Origin of the sequence: Cellulosimicrobium cellulans (assembly GCF_042723955.1) — a bacterium.
Classification (GTDB): Bacteria; Actinomycetota; Actinomycetes; order Actinomycetales; family Cellulomonadaceae; genus Cellulosimicrobium; species Cellulosimicrobium cellulans_H.
Window position 1 is genome coordinate 25,614 of sequence record NZ_JBHXIC010000021.1, and the last position, 16,158, is coordinate 41,771.

A 16,158-nucleotide genomic window follows, 5' to 3' on the forward strand; every position below is an offset into this window, starting at 1 on the left:
TGCTGCCCCGAGGTAGAACACGCTGAGCTCTACCTGGCGACCGGAGGTCCTACCTCGCGGTAGGTCGGCGTCCGCAGAAGCCTCAGAGGTCGCTCGGGACGCCCTGGGCGGTGAGCTCGCTCGTACCGTCGGCCCACAGGCGCAGGATGCTCACCGACGCCGGGGGAACGCGCACGCGCGACCACTGCGACGGCGGCGCGCCGATCGCCGTGCCGATCGCGGCGCGCACCTGCACCGCGTGGCCGACGACGACCGCCGTCCGGCCGGCCGGACCCGCGCCGGGCAGGAGCGTCTCGACGAGGTGCTGCAGCCCGTGCCAGACGCGCGCACCGACGTCGGCGTACGACTCGCCGCCCGGGGCCGCGGTCGTGCCGGTCGTGTGCCACGCGTGCAGGCGGCCCGGCCACGCGGCGTCGACCTCCGCGGCGGTGAGCCCCTCCCACTCCCCGAAGTCGACCTCGGCGAACCGGTCGTCCGTCGAGACGTGGACGCCGAGCCGGCGGCCGACGGCCCGCGCGGTCTCCTGCGCGCGCACCATGGGCGAGGCGACGACCGCGGTCGGCCGCGGCAGGTCGGGCCACGCCTGGCGCCCGACGCGGAACACGAGGTCGGCCGCCTGCGCGGCCTGCGTGCGGCCCCGCGCCGTCAACGACGGGCCGGGGACGGACGAGCCGCTGAACGCGCCCGCGACGGTGAGCGGCGTCTGCCCGTGGCGCACGAGCACGACCGTGAGGGCGGGCTCGTCGTCGAACCGGACGGCGGCGCCCGAGGGGCGGGCGGGCGTGTCGAACGCGGCCGACTCACCCGGCGCCTCGACGGGCTGCGCATCCGGGCCGGACGGGTCGGCGCTCCCGTCGGTCGTCGCGGCCGTCCCCGACAGCGCGGGCGGGTAGTCGCGCACGACCGTCCCCGCCGTGTCCATCGCCTCGTTCGCGAGGGCGTCGGCGGCGGAGTTCTGCGCGCGCGGCACCCACTCGTACGCGACCTGGTCCGCGGGCAGCACCGCCGCCGCCTCGGCCGCGAGGCGACGCATGTCCTCGTGCTTGATCTGCCAGCGCCCGGACATCTGCTCGACGACGAGCCGCGAGTCCATCCGCACGGTCACGCGCGCGTCCGGGTCGATCTCGGCCGCGGCGCGCAGCCCGGCGACGAGTCCGGAGTACTCGGCGACGTTGTTCGTCGTCGTCCCGAGGAACGCGGCGCGCTCGGCGAGGACCTGACCGCTCTCGCCGTCGCGCACGAGCGTCCCGAAGCCCGCCGGGCCGGGGTTGCCCCGGGACCCGCCGTCGGCCTCGACGACGAGGTGCCGCCGACGGTCCGCGCTCACGCGCCGGCGCCCTCCGGCCGGACGACGATGTGGCCGTAGTCCTCGAGCCGCACCACCTGGTCGGGAGCGGCGGACGTGATCGCCGCGAGCTCGGCCGGGCTCAGCGAGACGTTGAGCCCGTCGACGTGCTGGCCGCGCAGCGCGACGACGCCCCGGCCGCCGTTCTGGTCGCGCACGCGCTCGTAGAGGGCGAGGAGCCCGGCGTCGAGACCTGCGACGGCGTCCGTGCGCTTGCCCGCGACCTGGCCCGCCTCGGCGTCGAGCTCGGCGTAGCGCGCGTCCCGAGCCGTCACGACCTCGGCCTTCGCGGCCTCCAGCTCGGCGTTCGCCGACTCGAGCTTCGCGAGCGCCTCCTCGTGCGCCTCCAGGCGCTCCATGACGTCGAGCTCGACCTCCTCGAGCACGCCCTGGCGCCGCGCGAGCGACTCGAGCTCCGCGACGAGCGCCTGCGCGTCCTTGGCCCCGACCTGCCCCGAGTCGAGCCGCGACTGGTCGCGCGCGGCGCGCGTGCGTACCTGCTCGACGTCGGTCTCCGCCTTGGTGAGCTCGCGCTTGAGGTCGCTCACCGCCGTGCGGGACTCGACGAGCTTGCCGCGCAGGTCCGCGATCTGGGCGTCGAGCTCGGCGATGCGTGCGTGCTCGGGCAGGTTCTTGCGCTGGTGCGCGAGCTGCTGCGCCCGCGTGTCGAGCTCCTGGACGTCGAGCAGACGGAGCTGGTCGGCGGGCGGTGCAGTGGCCACAGGTGGTTCCTTTCGTGGGCCCCGTGCGGGGCCGGCGTGCAGGGTCGGGCGTCAGGCGGGCGAGGCGTCGGGGTCGGGCCGCGCGGCAGGTTCGGCGGGCCGGTTTGTCGGCACAGACGCGATCCGCGCGGTCCACGGGTCGGTGACGAGCGTGCTCACGCGCGTCTCGACGACCGTCCCGGGCTGCGCGTGCGCGAGGGCGCGCGCGAGGTCCTCGGCAGCGTAGCGGAGCCACGGCCACTCGGAGGCGTAGTGGGGGACGTCGACGAGGAAGGGCGTCCCGGCGTCGCCGTCGCCCTCGAGCCGCGCGCGCTCGCGCAGCTCCGAGACCGGGTGGTGGCGCAGGTCCGACGTGAGGTAGACGTCGGCGCCGCTCGCACGGACGGCGTCGAAGAGCGAGTCGCCCGAGCCGCCGACGACCGCGACGGACTCCACGGTCGCGTCGAGGTCGCCCGCGACGCGCACGCCCTGGACCGTGGGCGGGAGCGCCTCGGCGACGCGCTGCGCGAAGGCGCGCAACGTCGTCGGCTCGGCCAGGCGCCCGACCCGGCCAGTGCCGGTCGTCGCGGCCTCGTGCGGCGACGGCGCCGGGTGGGCGACGAGCGGCACGCGGTGCAGCAGGTCGAGCGCGTCCGCGAGCGCGTCGGCGACGCCGCGCCCCCCCGCGGGGGGGGTGGGGGGGGGGGCGGGGGGAGCCCCCCCCCCCCCCCCGGGCGCCGGGGCCCGGGCGCCGCGGGCGGGCCGGGGGGGGTGCCGGCGGGGGGGGGGGGGGGGGGGGCGGCCCCGCGGGCGCGGGGGGGGGGGGGGGGGGGGGGGCCCCCCCCCGCCCCCCCCCCCGCCCCGGATGAGCCGGTGCACGAGCGAGCCCTTGAACGTCGTCGCCGCGACCGAGTGCACGGGCCGCAGGAACAGCGGGTGGTGCGTGACCAGGAGGTCCGCACCCCACGCGAGCGCCTCGTCCGCGACCTCCTCGACCGGGTCGACGGCGAACAGCACCTTGCGCACGGGCGCGCCCGGGTCCCCGGCCACGAGCCCGACGGCGTCCCAGGCCTCGGCCGTCGACGGCGGGTACAGCTCGTCCAGGGTCCGGACGACACGGCCGAGCGTCGGGTGCGCGGCGCCGCTTGCCTCCGGCTCGGTCGACGTGCCGGTGCTCGGGTCGGGCGCGACGGTCATGGCGGCAGGCTATCCCGCGCGGGGCGCCCGGGTACCGTCCGACATGGTTTGATGGATTGCGCAATCCATCATCCCGCATCCGGAGGATCCGTGCCCCGCACACCCCGCCCTGACCGGCCCGACGACGGCGCTCGCGACGATGGCGCCCGAGGCACCGACGAGGCCGCTCCCCTCTACCGCATCAAGGCCGAGCTCTTCCGGTGCCTCGCCCACCCCACCCGCATCCAGGTGCTCGAGGTCCTCGCGGCCGACGCCGACCACACGGCGCCCGTGTCCGCCCTGCTGGACGTCACCGGGTGCGAGCCCTCCCAGCTCTCCCAGCACCTCGCCGTGCTGCGCCGCGCCGGGGTCGTCACCTCGACCCGCAGCGGCAACGCGGTCGAGTACAGCCTCGCCGAACCCCTCGTCGCCGAGCTCCTCGTCGTCGCGCGGGCGTTCCTCCTCTCGAGCCTCGCGGGCGCGTCCGACCAGCTCGACGCCGCCCGACGGCTCCCCGCCCTGCCGGGTGCGTCGGCGCGCGCCGTGCTCGACGCCACCACGTCGAGCGCCATCGCGTCGACCGCCTCCGCATGAGCCGCCTCGCCACCGGCCGCGACCTGCTCCCACGACGTTCCGACTACGACCTGCGACCCCGGTCCCTGCGCGCCGACCTCCTCGCCGGCGTCACCGTGGGCGTCGTCGCCCTCCCGCTCGCGCTCGCGTTCGGCGTCAGCTCCGGCGTCGGTGCCGCGGCCGGGCTCGTCACCGCCGTCATCGCCGGAATCGTCGCCGCCGTGCTCGGTGGGTCGAACCATCAGGTCTCCGGCCCGACCGGGGCGATGGCCGTCGTGCTCGCGCCGATCGTCGTCACCCACGGGTTGGGCTCTGTCGCGCTCGTCACCGTGCTCGGCGGGCTCGTCGTCCTCGTCGCGGGGCTCGCCCGGCTCGGCCGGGTCGTCACGTACATCCCCTGGCCCGTCGTCGAGGGCTTCACGCTCGGGATCGCCTGCATCATCTTCCTCCAGCAGGTCCCGGCCGCGGTCGGGGTCGAGGCGGCCCCCGGTCACAACACGTTCGTGACCGCCGTCGGGGCCGTGCGCACCGCCGTGACCGACGTCCCGCCCGCCCCGGTCCTGTGGACGCTCGGGTGCGTCGCGCTCGTCGCCGCGACGATGCTGCTGCTCCCCCGCGTCCACGCGGCGATCCCGGCGTCGCTCGTCGCGGTCGTGCTGGCCACCGTCCTCGTCGAGGTGCTCGGCGCCCCCGTCCCGCGCATCGGCGCCCTGCCCTCGTCCCTGCCCTCGCCCGTCCTGCCGACGTTCACCCCCGGCGCGCTGCGCGACCTCGGTGGCGCCGCCCTCGCGATCGCCGCGCTCGCGGCCATCGAGTCGCTGCTGTCCGCCCGCGTCGCCGCCTCCATGGTGCAGACCGGGCCGCCCGGGGGCTCCGTCTACCAGCCCGACCGCGAGCTCGTCGGGCAGGGCCTCGCGTCCGTGGCCAGCGGCCTCTTCGGCGGAATGCCCGCCACGGGTGCCATCGCCCGCACCGCCGTCAACGTGCGCTCCGGCGCCCGCACGCGGCTCGCGGCCGTCGTGCACGCGGTCGTGATCCTCGCCGTCATCTACCTCGCCACGGGCCCGGTCTCGCGGATCCCGCTCGCCGCGCTCGCCGGCGTGCTCATGGTGACGAGCTTCCGGATGATCGGCGCCCGCACCATCCGCTCGGTGGTCGGCGCCGGACGGTCGAGCGCGGCGACCTTCGTCGTCACCGCCGTCGTCACCGTCGCGTTCGACCTCGTGCAGGCCATCGAGATCGGCATCCTCGTCGCCGCGTTCTTCGCGCTGCGGACCGTCGCCCGCGCCTCGGCCGTGCACCGCGACCCGCTCCCCGGGCCTGCCCAGCCGGGCGACGAGCACGTCGCGCTCTTCCGTCTCGAGGGTTCCATGTTCTTCGGCGCCGCGGACCGCGTGCTCACCGAGGTGACCGACGCCTCGTCGCACGACGACGTCGCGGTCGTGGTCCTGCGGCTCTCCCAGCTCCGCATGGTCGACGCGACCGGGGCCAGGGCGCTCGGCGAGCTCGTCGAAGGGCTCGAGGCGCGCGGCGTGACCGTGCTCGTCAAGGGCGTCCAGGAAAGGCACCGGTCGCTCCTCACGAACGTCGGGGCGCTCGCGGAGCTCCGCCACGAGCACCACCTCTTCGACACGCTCGACGACGCGATCGAGCACGCGCGCTCCCACGTGCGCCGCGCTGCCCGGGGCACGGACGTCCCCCAGGTGCGCGGGCTGCGCCCGTCGACGTGACCCCTCGGTACGATGCGCCGATGCGGAGCAGGGTGGGCCGTCGTGCCGGGGTCGCCGGTGCGGCCGCCGGACTGGTCCTCCTCGCCGCCTGGCTGGTCGGTCCCGTCCTCGGGGTCGAGCTCGACGAGGCGGGCACGCCTCCGGTCCCGGCCTTCGCCGACGGCGTCCAGGTGGTCGACGAGGGGACGGGCTGTGGATCGGGCGGCTGCTGGCGCGAGCTGACGCTCTCGTGGCCTGGGCACGACCCCGACGCCGTCCGTGCGCGGGTCGGCCTCGACGACGCCGGACAGCGGTGCGACGCGATGTCGGTCCTCGACCGGCGGGTCCGGTGCGTGTGGGAGGTCGACAACGAGGCGCCCGGCGACACGCTCCGTGTCGACGTCGGATGGCACCGTCCGCTCGGGCTGTGAGCGGTGCACGGGCCGCATAGCGTGGTCGGATGCACGAGTTCGTGCGAGCCCCGGCCGACGCGCTGCCGCCCGGTGTCGTGTCGATGGTCGGGTACCGCCTGCGGACGCAGACGACGGACGGCATCCCGTCCGTCCACCGCGGCCTGCCGTCGCCGTGGCTCACGCTCGTCGTGAGCACCGCGGGCGTCGTCCCGACGTCGCCCGGGCCGGACGCCGTCCCGGTGCGCTACGAGTCGCTCGTCGGCGGCCTGCACACACGCCCCGCCCTGATCCACCAGCCGCAGGAGCAGGCGGGCGTGCAGCTCGCGCTCGACCCGCTGGCCTGCCGTGGGCTGCTGGGCGTGCGCGCGGGCGATCTCGGCCTCGTCGAGGACGGCGACGCCGTCCTCGGTCCCGCCGCCGCCCGCCTGCGCGAGCAGGCCGCCGAGGCGGGCTCGTGGGCCGCCGCGTTCGAGGCCGTGCGCGCGGCCTTCGCAGCCCCGGGTGACCCGCCCGGCAGCCCCGGAGCCCTCCCCGTCCGCGGCGAGGTGCGCGTCGAGGTCGCGGAGGCGTGGCGCCTGCTCGTCCGCACCCGGGGACGGGCGCGCGTGCGCGACGTCGCACGGCATGTCGCCCTCGGCGAGCGCCAGCTCGAGACGCTGTTCCGGGCCGAGCTCGGCGTCACGCCCCGGGCGGCGCGCGGCCTCGTGCGGTTCGACGCCGCCCGCCGCCAGGTGCAGCGGCTCGCCCTCGGCCAGGGCTCACGGACGCTCGCCGACGTCGCCGCGCGGACCGGGTACGCCGACCACTCCCACCTGGTGCGCGACTTCCGCCGGTTCGCCGGGACGAGCCCGACGGCCTGGGTGCGCGAAGAGCTCGGGAACATCCAAGCCGGCGGCCACACCGACGGCCCAGGGTGGGGACATGAGCATCCACGAGAGCACCCGCACCCCGACTGACACCTCCGGCACCGCCGCGACGCCGACCCCGGTGCCCGACGCGCCGCCGACACCGTGGGTCTGGCCCACGCTCCAGGCGCACGACGCCCGCAGCCTCGTCGCGTTCCTCACCGACGTCGTCGGGTTCGTCGCGACGGCCGTCATGGCGGGCGAGGACCGCGACGTCGCGCACGCGCAGCTCGACTGGCCGCACGGCGGCGCGGTCATGCTCGGCAGCCACTCCCCCGACCGCGAGTGGTCGCGCGAGCCCGGTACCTGCGGCACGTACGTCGTCGTCCCCGACGACGAGATCGAGGCGCTCGACGCACGGCTGCGCGAGCGCGCGCCGGCAGCCGGAGGACGCGTCGTCGTCCCGCTCCGGGACACGGACTACGGGAGCCGCGAGCTCGTGCTCCAGGACCCCGAGGGCAACCTGTGGTCGTTCGGCACGTACCGCGGCGAGCCGCGGCGCTGACGCCGCCGGGCGCCGACACCACCGGGCGACGGGTCCGCTGCGGCCCGTCGCCCGTCCCTCACTTCGCCTCGGCGTAGTGGTCGACGACCGCGACCGTCAGCGGGAAGTCGACCGGGAACTCGCCGAAGAGCAGGCGTCCCGCCTCGGCAGCCGCCGCGCGGACCTCGTCGGCCACCGCCTCGGCGAGCTCCGCGGGCGCGTGCACGACGACCTCGTCGTGGAGGAAGAAGACGAGGTGCGCCCGGTCGGCGAACGGCGCGGGCGCGGCGCCCGGGGTCGACGCGACGGGCAGATCCCACAGCCGGCGGCGGATCGAGGCGAGCCAGCACAGCGCCCACTCGGCGGCCGTGCCCTGCACGACGAAGTTCCGCGTGAACCGGCCCCAGGCGCGGGTGTACGACCGGGCGCGTGCCTGCGCGTCCGCGCCCGTCCGGCCGCCCTCGACGTCGTCCGCGCCGCCGTCCTCGACCGCGTAGGCACCCTCCTGGGCCGCCTGCCACGACTCGCCGGGTGGTGGCGAGCTGCGGCCGAGGAGGGTCGACACGACCTCGCCGCGCTCGCCGGCCTGCGCCGCGCGCTCCACGAGGCCGATCGCGTCGGGGAACGCCTTCGCGAGCCGCGGGAGGACGAGCGCGCTGTCGCCCGTCGTGCCCCCGTACATCGCGCCGAGCATCCCGACCTTGGCGTGGTCGCGCGTCGCGACCGCGCCCGACGCGACGATGCCCGCGTACATGTCGCCGCCGCGCCCCGCCGCCGCCATGCGCTCGTCGTGCGCGAGCCCGGCGAGCACGCGCGGCTCGAGCTGCGCGGCGTCCGCGACCACGAGCTTCCAGCCCGGGTCGGCGACGACCGCGCGGCGTACCTGCTTGGGGAGCTGGAGCGCGCCGCCGCCGCTCGACGCCCACCGACCCGTGACGACGCCGCCCACGACGTACTCGGTGCGGAACCGCCCGTCGTGGACCCAGGTGTCGAGCCACGCCCAGCCGTTCGCGGTGAGGAGCCGCGAGAGCTTCTTGTACTCGAGCAAGGGCTCGACGACGGGGTGGTCCGTGCGCTCGAGCTCCCACTTGCGCAGCGACCGCACGCCGACGCCCGCGTACTGCAGCGCCTTGAGCAGATCGGGGTGCGAGTCCGGGTTGAGGGTCGGCGGCGCGTCGAGCGCGGCGCGGATGCGCGCGACGAGGTCCTCCATGAGCGCGGGACGCTCGCCGGGCCGAGGCCGCGGGCCGAGCGCGTCCGTGAGGATCGCGTCGTGCACGTCGGCGCGCCACGGGACGCCGGCGTGGTGCATCTCCGCCGCGACGAGCGCCCCCGCCGACTCGGCGGCGAGGAGCATCCGCAGCCGCCCCGGCCCGTCGGGGCCGTCGGCACCTGCGACCGCGGCGAGCTGGTCGCGCAGCTCCGCCACCGTGTCGAGCTCGACGCGCGTCCCGGCCTGCGGCCCGAGCTCGAACAGGCCGACGGGACGCGGCACCGCCGTCGGCTCAGGGCCGGCCGGGGCGGCGGCGAGCGCGTCCCACGGACCCGGGTCGCGCCGCGCGAGCGCCGACCCCGCAGCGAGCTGCGAGCGGCGCAGCACCACGTGGGACAGGCGCAGGTCGTGCGACCGCTCGACGCGCCGGCCCTCGGCGAGAAGCCGGGGGTACCACCGGTTCGTGTCGTCCCACGTCTCACGGACCGGTTCCGCCGGGCCGTCGACGACGTGCTCGACCCGGCCGTGCTCCGGCGACCCGACGTGCACGGCGTAGGTGCTCATGCGCCTACCGTCCGGTGGTCCGGCAGGCGCTCGTCGGACGAGGCCACGACCCGCGCGAGGGCCCGGCCGCGCGACGCGACGAGCGCCGCGCGCAGGAGGCGTGCGGCGTCGGGCTCGTGGGCGACGAGCGCGACCGCTCCCGAGAGGGTCGGCGCCCCGAGGTCGTCCGCGGTCCGCGCCGCGCGGGCGAGAGCGGCCACCTGGTGCGGGCTGAGGTGCCGGCGACCGGTCGCCGCGAGCGCCACGGCGGCGTCGAGCACCGCAGCGCACACGTCCTCGACCGGCGACGGCGTCACGACCTCGCGCACGTGCGTCGTCGCGCGTCCCCGCAGTGCACGGACGCGCGCGCGGAGCCTCGTCCACGCGGTCGACCAGGTGCGGTGGTCGTACGCGGGCGTGAGCGTCGGCACGACGAGCCCGAGCCCTCCCCCGGGCCGCTCGACGAACAGGCCGACGGCCTCGGCCCCGCCGGACTCCAGGTCGTGCTCGACCGCGACGGCGACGAGCCGGCGGCTCCCCGCCGCGACCCCGAGCAGCGTGTCGCAGGCCGGCTCGTCCGCCGCGTCGACGCGCACGACGGTCGGCGTGCCGTCCGCCGCGACGAGGGTCCAGGTGACCTCCTGCGCGACCTCGTCGACGCCGACCGGACCCGCGTCGCGGACCATGACGACCCGCACCACCGCCGGCCTGCGGCCGAACCCGACCTCGGCCCGTGCGTCGGTCGCCGCGGTCCGCTCGGCGACGTCGCGCAGCGCATCGGCGGTCAGCGTCCCGAGCGGTTCCACGACCGGGCCCTCCCCGGGGCGCAGCGTCCCGGCGCGCTCGGTCGCCCCGCGCAGGGCGAACGGGCCGCGGCACAGCGCCTCCACCGAGCGCCCCCACACGAGCGGGAGGTCCCACGAGCGGCCGAACGTGGGGTCCGCGCCGGGCGGTCGACCGGTGGTGACCGTCCGCGCCCTGCCCTCGTCGACGTCCCACAGGTGCACGGAGACACCTCGCGCCCCCGATGCCGCGACCCACCAGCGCGCCCCGAGCGGGAAGAGGTGCGGGAGGTCCGTCACGTGCTCGTCGGGCGCGCCCTCGTCCGGCGCGGGCCGCGCCTGCACGTACGCCCAGAGCTCGGCCAGCGCGAGCAGGCACTCCTCCTCGTCGACGGCGTCCCGACGGTCCGCGAGCGCCTCGAGCCGCCCGACCGCGGACGTGACGAGCCGCTGCACCGCGGGCCGGCGCCCCAGCCGGGCGAGCACGCCGGCTCCCCGCAGCTCCTCCAGGTCGTCGCGACCGAGGTGCGAGAGCCCGACGTCGAGCACCCGCTCGACGGCGCGCACCACCTCGTCCGCGACCGTCCGGGCGTCCGGCACCCCGGCGGCGCGCGGCGCGGTCGCGCCCGCCTCCTCGGGCCACGGCCAGGTACGGTCGCGCGCTTCCCAGACCCGCGCCAACGCCTCGAGCCGCCACCGCCGGTCGTCCGCCCCCGCCGCCGAGGTCGTCGCACCGGGGCGCTCACGCTCCACGAGCATTCCCGCGAACCCGGCGCGTGCGACGTAGGTGACGCGCGGGGCGCCGGACCAGGAGATCACCACACGGGGACCGTCCACCGTCACGTCCGTCGAGTCGCCGCGCATCGGCGCACTCGCCCGTTCCCGCATCTCCCGGGCGACCGCACGCACGACGGCGGCCCCGGCCGCACGCTGCACGGCCCGCGGGTCGAGCGCGAGGATCTCGCCCAGCGGGCCAGGGTCCGCCCCGGCACCGGCATCGACATCGACATCGACATCGACATCGACATCGACGGGAGCGTCGGTTGTCGGTCGCACCACCGCCGCGTCGTCACGGGCCACCGCGACCGGCTCCAGGTGTGCGGTCGCCGCATCGACCACCGGCTCGGTCGCCGCCTCACGCGCCCACAGGCACGCGGCCACGACGTGCTGGCACGTGCCCGGCGTCGGGCACGCGCATCGCGCACCCGCGGGGCCGCGCGCGTCAAGCTCGACGCGTGCGCCCCCGACCGACAGCACGGCCCCGTCCGCGCGCTGTTCCCGCACCTCGACCTTGCCCGCTGCGACGTCCTTGCGCGCGCGACGGACCTGGCCGGCGTTGGCGAGCGTGGCGAGCGCGGCGTCGTCGTACCCGGCGTACACCGCCGCCCAGGGGCCCAGCCCGGTGCCGCTCACGGGAGCACCTCCCCCAGCCACTCGGCGAACCGCTCCGGGGTGAGCGCCGCGATCTCCATGCCCTGCTCCGCGAGCCGCCGGGCGACGCCGCGGTCGTACGCGGGGTTCGCCTGCCCGTCGAGGGCGGCGAGGCCGAGCAGCCGCACGCCGGACGCGTGCAACCGCCCGACGCTCGCCACGAGCTGCGACACGGAGCCGCCCTCCTCGAAGTCGCTGACGAGCGCGACGACGGTCCGGCGCGGGTCGCGCACGTGCTGCTCCGCGTACCGCACCGCACGCGCGATGTCCGTGCCGCCGCCGAGCTGCGCCGTGAGGAGCACGGTGACCGGGTCGTGCGCGAGGTGCGACATGTCGACGACGGAGGTGTCGAACAGGACGAGCCGCACCGTGATGCCGGGCAGCCCGGCGAGGATGCCCGCGCTCACCGCGCTGTACAGCACCGACGAGGCCATCGAGCCGGACTGGTCGACGAGCAGCACCACGTCGTACGACAGCGCGCGGCGGCGCCGGGACGAGAACCGGAGGTCGGTGACGAGGAGCTTTCGCCGCTCCGGGTCCCAGCGCCCGAGGTTCGCGCGCACGGTCGCCGCCGCGTCGAACGTGCGGCTAGACCGCACGAACGAGCGGCGCGAGCGGTCACGGCGGCCGTCGACCGCGGTCTCGAAGCGCGGGCGCAGGCGCTTCACGACGTCCTCCACGACGCGCGCGACGAGCCGCTTCAGGCCGTCCTGCACGCCCGGCCCGAGCCGGCCCCGGGCCCGCAGCAGCGCGGACGCGAGCTCTGTACTCGGCTCCACCGCGTCGACGGCGCGGGGGTCCGCGAGCAGCTCCGTCATCCCGTACCGGCCCACGGCCTCGACCTGCATCCGCTCGAACGTCTCGCGCGGGAACAGCTCGCGCGCCGCCTCGAGCCAGTCCAGCCCCGCGACGACCGAACCCCCGCGCCCCCCGCCGCCGCCGCGCGCGGCACGGGAGTCGTCGCCGTCGCCGTGCCGGTGCCCACGTGCGGTGTACTCCCGGTCGTACAGGTGGCCGAGCGTCCGGTCGAGGGCCTGGTCCTGCGGCGCGACGGGCAGCGTGTCACCCGCGTACCGGCCGAGCACGAGCCGCCACCGGCGCGCGGCCTCGTCGTCGTCCGCGCGCCTCCCGGCGGATTCACCTGCACGAGGCCTGAACCCGTCGCGCGTTGTCCCGGTCGACGTCGCGTCCGGAACGTCGGCCGTGCCGACGCCTGCCGCCGTCACGACGCTCCCCCGCGCGCCCAGGCGCCGAGGCCGTCGCGCTCCAGGACCGCGACGAGCTCGCGCTCGACGAGCAGCCCCGCGCGCAGGTCGTCCTCCGTCACGTCGACGTGCCGATCCAGCGCGGCAGCGTTCGTCCCCGTCCGCGCCGCGACGCGCTCCGCGAGCCGGTGCGTCTCCGTCGGGCGCAGCCACGTGAACGCCCGCCGGAGGTCGGGCAGCACCGCCCGGAACGCGTCCTCGTCCAGGCCGCGCAGCCCGTCGTCGACCGCGTCGAACATCTCAGGGGTGTGGAGCAGGAGGTCGGGCGCGGCGCGCATCACGCCGCCGAGGAACGCCGTCGCGGCCACCGGGTCCGCGCCGGGCGCGAGCCGGGCGCGCACGCGCGTGACGAGTCCGTCGCCGCCGGGGTCGTCGAGCTCGTCGCCGACGGCGGCGAAGGCCGTGAGCGCGCCTCGCACTGCGGGCGACGCGTCGTCGTCCTCCCGCACGTGCACGAGCGCCCGGGCGACGGACTCCGCCGCCGAGCCGGTGCCGTCACGGCCGGCGTCGCGCAGGTCGCGGACCAGGGCGCGCAGCGCGACGAGGCTCGTCAGCGCGTCGTCCTGCGTCGTCTCGTCGGCGGCCGCGAGGTCGGGCACGAGGTAGGCCGCGGTGGCGAGGCCCTGCTCCGCGAGGTCGAGCAGGGCCTCGGCGTGCTCGCCGAGCTCGAGCTCGGTGCGGGCGCGCCAGAGCCCCACGAGGCGCCGCATGCCGGCCACCACCGAGGCGAGGGACGGGTCGACGTCGAGCGTGGAGCGGACGAGGCCGACGAGCGGAGGCAGTCGGTCGGGCAGGCCCACCACGACGCACTGCGCGACGAGCCGCGCCACCGCGTCGCTCGACCGCTCCTCGCGCGCGCGGTCGCGCGCGTCGTCGAGCAGCGCCATGGCAACCGCCTCGAGCGTCGCCCCGCGGTGGGACAGCTCGACGAGCCGCGCCTCCACGAGCGGCGTCCACGCGTACTCCCACTCCTCGAGCACGAGGCCGAGGCCTCGCCCGGCGACGTGGTCGGGTCCGGAGACGCGGCGCGCGAACCCCAGGTCGAGGAACGCGCACAGCGCGAGGAACCGGCGCCGGTCGCGGTGCGCGGCCTTGCGTCGCGCGTCGAGCCGCACGGTGCGCGGCACGGAGTCGGACACGTCCAGGCGTAGCACTCGCGCACGCGAGCGTGCCTCCTCCACGAGCGGCGGGGCGGCGCCCCCGGGCGGCACGTCGCCCAGCGCGCGCCCGGCGAACACCTCCGCGACCGCGAGCCCGAGCGGGCGGTCGCCCGCAGCGTCGAGGTCGTCGGCGTCCTTGACGTAGCAGGACGTGATGGCGTCGAGCAGGTCGGTGCGGCACGGCCACGGCCGCTCGCGCAGCGCCGCGAGCCGGTGGGCGTGCTCGACGGCGGCCTGGGACTGCGCGACGCTCACGAGCGCGCCGCGGGCGCTCGCCCCGCGCCCGACGTCGACGAGGACGCCGTTCGCCGCGCCGGCGGGGCCGCCCGCGTCGTGGTGCGCGACCCAGAGCCGGTCGTAGTACCCGGGCGTCGGCATGCCGGCGCCGTACCCGCGCAGCGCGTCGAGCCGCTCGTCGTCGTACCGGACGAGCCACGCGGGGGCGTCGGCCAGGTCGCCGTACCCGCCCGCCGGGCGGCGCGCGACGACGGCCTCACCGTGGGCGCTCCCGGTCAGCGCCTCGACGAGGGCGAGCGTGTGGAACGCGCCCGTCACGACGACGGCCGGGCCGTCGGCGCGTGCCGCGTGCTCGGCGACCCGCGCCGACATGCGTGCCTCGCGGTCGAGCGACCCGTCCGCGACGAGCACCTCGTCCTCGTAGTCGAGTCGGGCGAGCGCGGCCCACGCGAACACGTCGTCGGTGAGCTCGCGCCAGTCACGCAGGCGCGCGGTGTCCCGCGCCTCGAACAGGTGGTCCCACAGCTCGTCGTGGTCGCGGCACCCCAGGCTCTCCGCGAGCCGCGCGACGGTGCGGGAGTGCGCGAGGTGCCGCTCCGCGAGGACGGTGCGCGCGGTCGGGTCGTGCTTGTCGTCCTCCGCCGGCCCCCGCGCCGCCCACGGGGAGTCGACGAACGCGATCTGGGCGCCGAGGGCGTGCCCCGCCCGGAACGCGACCCACTCGGGCGAGTAGCGCGCGAGCGGGTAGAACCCCGCGCCGCGTGCGCCGCCTCCCGCGGGGTCGCCGGCGAGGCTGAGGACCGCGACGGGCGGCACCGTGCGCTCGTCGAGCAGCGCGGGCAGAAGCCGCGTGTACTCCTCCGGCCCCTCGACGAGCACGACCGCGGGCCGGACCTCCTCGATCAGGGCGGCGACGGCGACCGCGCACGCCGGGCTGTGGTGGCGCACCCCGAACAGGTGCACGCCGTCGCGCTCCCGCAGGGTCAGCAGGTCCTGCGCCGCCTGCCGCAGCCTGGGCGGCGCGGCGTCCCAGGCCGCGCGCGGGCCTATCGCCACAGGTCGCCCGCCGCGGTGAGGAAGTCCTTCCAGCGCGCGTCCGACCGCGCGCGCTCGCGCACCACGTTGTCCACGTAGTGCCGCAGGCGGCGCGCGTCCTCCTCGTCGCCCTTCAGCGCGACGCCACCCACCTGGCGGGCGACCTGGCCCGCGGTCACCGTACCGTCGCCGAGGTACCGGGCCTCGAGCGATGCCGCGACCGCGACGTTCACGGCCTCGGCGGTCGACATCACCGTCTCGGGCCGCTTGACCGGGGCGCCGCTCGCCGTCGTGCCCGTGCGCAGGTCCTGGAAGACCGTGACGAGCACCTCGAGCACGTCGCGGTCGAGGCGCGGACGTTCCGGGGCCGGGCCGAGCTCGGCGGTGAGCCGGCTCTCGACGAGCTCCATCTCGAACGCGCGGTCCCGGATGGGCGCGACGGTCTCGAAGTTGAAGCGACGCTTGAGCGCCGCCGACATCTCGTGGACGCCGCGGTCGCGCAGGTTCGCCGTCGCGAGCACGTTGAAGCCGGGACGCGCCGCGACGCGTGCGTCGGCGCCGAGCTCCGGCACCATCAGCTGCTTCTCCGAGAGCACGGACACGAGCGTGTCCTGGATCTCGGGCGCGCAGCGCGTGATCTCCTCGAACCGCGCGACGCGACCGCTCTCCATCGCCCGGAAGACCGGAGACGGGACGAGCGAGCGCTCGCTCGGTCCCTCGGCGATGAGCAGCGCGTAGTTCCACGAGTAGCGCACGTGGTCCTCGCTCGTCCCGGCGGTGCCCTGGACCGTGAGCGTCGACGTGCCGCTCGCGGCGGCGGTCAGCAGCTCGGACAGGAGCGACTTCGCGGTGCCCGGCTCGCCGACGAGCATGAGCCCTTGGCGGCCCAGCAGCGACACGACCGCGCGGTCGACGAGCGGGTCGTCGCCGAAGAACTTGCGGGTCACGCCCAGCTCGGCGTCGCCCACGACGAACGCCCGCACGGCGCGCGGGCTCAGGCGCCACCCGGGCGGGACGTCGGCGCCGCGCCGCGCGTCCGCCGCGGCGAGCGCCGCGAGCTCGTCGGCGTACCGGACCTCGGCGGGCGGCCGCAGCTCGCCCGGCCCTCCGGCCGCGACCTGCGCGTCACCGGTCGTCGTGCTCGTCACCCGGACTCCTCCTTCGTCGGGTCGCGGGCGCCGTGCCC

General features: G+C 77.0%; 13 protein-coding genes. 5 read left to right on the forward strand and 8 right to left on the reverse strand.

Annotated features, from left to right (window positions below):
- Window positions 1–82: 82 nt before the first annotated feature.
- The 3 genes from ACFWH7_RS08160 to ACFWH7_RS08170 are packed head-to-tail and all read right to left on the reverse strand — an operon-like array spanning window position 83 to window position 3,243.
- On the reverse strand, window positions 83–1,327 hold the full coding sequence (locus tag ACFWH7_RS08160; RefSeq protein ID WP_378216005.1) for a bifunctional RNase H/acid phosphatase: 1,245 nt from the start codon (window positions 1,325–1,327) through the stop codon (window positions 83–85).
- Complete coding sequence (locus tag ACFWH7_RS08165) at window positions 1,324–2,067, reverse strand: zinc ribbon domain-containing protein (protein WP_378216006.1); 744 nt, start codon at window positions 2,065–2,067, stop codon at window positions 1,324–1,326. Before ACFWH7_RS08165 ends, ACFWH7_RS08160 begins: the two co-directional genes overlap by 4 nt.
- A gap of 51 nt (window positions 2,068–2,118) precedes the next feature.
- Entirely contained in the window at window positions 2,119–3,243 is a 1,125-nt protein-coding gene (locus tag ACFWH7_RS08170; protein ID WP_378216007.1) for a Nif3-like dinuclear metal center hexameric protein, read from the reverse strand.
- A gap of 90 nt (window positions 3,244–3,333) precedes the next feature.
- On the opposite strand from ACFWH7_RS08170, the gene ACFWH7_RS08175 reads away from it, so the two are divergent.
- From ACFWH7_RS08175 to ACFWH7_RS08195, 5 genes are read left to right on the forward strand one after another with little or no spacing between them, the layout of a single operon-like run.
- Entirely contained in the window at window positions 3,334–3,816 is a 483-nt protein-coding gene (locus ACFWH7_RS08175) for an ArsR/SmtB family transcription factor (protein ID WP_378216009.1), read from the forward strand.
- Window positions 3,813–5,525, forward strand: a complete 1,713-nt coding sequence (locus ACFWH7_RS08180) for a SulP family inorganic anion transporter (protein WP_378216010.1) — start codon at window positions 3,813–3,815, stop codon at window positions 5,523–5,525. Before ACFWH7_RS08175 ends, ACFWH7_RS08180 begins: the two co-directional genes overlap by 4 nt.
- A gap of 20 nt (window positions 5,526–5,545) precedes the next feature.
- Window positions 5,546–5,935: a hypothetical protein gene (locus ACFWH7_RS08185; RefSeq protein WP_378216011.1), complete on the forward strand. Its 390-nt coding sequence runs from the start codon at window positions 5,546–5,548 to the stop codon at window positions 5,933–5,935.
- 29 nt (window positions 5,936–5,964) lie between these two features.
- A complete protein-coding gene (locus ACFWH7_RS08190; protein ID WP_378216012.1) occupies window positions 5,965–6,873 on the forward strand; it encodes a helix-turn-helix domain-containing protein in 909 nt (302 codons plus the stop codon).
- Window positions 6,839–7,327 carry a VOC family protein gene (locus ACFWH7_RS08195; RefSeq protein ID WP_378216013.1) on the forward strand — a complete coding sequence of 163 codons (489 nt, stop codon included), beginning with the start codon at window positions 6,839–6,841 and terminating at the stop codon, window positions 7,325–7,327. The genes ACFWH7_RS08190 and ACFWH7_RS08195 overlap by 35 nt, the downstream gene beginning before the upstream one ends.
- A gap of 58 nt (window positions 7,328–7,385) precedes the next feature.
- Here the strand turns inward: ACFWH7_RS08195 and ACFWH7_RS08200 are convergent, their stop codons facing one another.
- The 5 genes from ACFWH7_RS08200 to ACFWH7_RS08220 all read right to left on the reverse strand — a co-directional run bounded on the left by ACFWH7_RS08200 (window position 7,386) and on the right by ACFWH7_RS08220 (window position 16,120).
- Complete coding sequence (locus tag ACFWH7_RS08200; protein ID WP_378216014.1) at window positions 7,386–9,083, reverse strand: bifunctional 3'-5' exonuclease/DNA polymerase; 1,698 nt, start codon at window positions 9,081–9,083, stop codon at window positions 7,386–7,388.
- Window positions 9,080–11,257 (reverse strand): hypothetical protein, encoded by a 2,178-nt coding sequence (locus ACFWH7_RS08205; RefSeq protein ID WP_378216015.1) that lies wholly within the window; start codon window positions 11,255–11,257, stop codon window positions 9,080–9,082. Before ACFWH7_RS08205 ends, ACFWH7_RS08200 begins: the two co-directional genes overlap by 4 nt.
- Entirely contained in the window at window positions 11,254–12,360 is a 1,107-nt protein-coding gene (locus ACFWH7_RS08210; RefSeq protein WP_378216016.1) for a VWA domain-containing protein, read from the reverse strand. The genes ACFWH7_RS08205 and ACFWH7_RS08210 overlap by 4 nt, the downstream gene beginning before the upstream one ends.
- 137 nt (window positions 12,361–12,497) lie before the next feature.
- Window positions 12,498–14,993 carry a DUF5682 family protein gene (locus ACFWH7_RS08215; protein ID WP_378216017.1) on the reverse strand — a complete coding sequence of 832 codons (2,496 nt, stop codon included), beginning with the start codon at window positions 14,991–14,993 and terminating at the stop codon, window positions 12,498–12,500.
- Window positions 14,984–16,120, reverse strand: coding sequence for an ATP-binding protein (locus tag ACFWH7_RS08220; protein WP_378216018.1), 1,137 nt, complete (start codon window positions 16,118–16,120; stop codon window positions 14,984–14,986). The genes ACFWH7_RS08215 and ACFWH7_RS08220 overlap by 10 nt, the downstream gene beginning before the upstream one ends.
- Window positions 16,121–16,158: the final 38 nt, after the last annotated feature.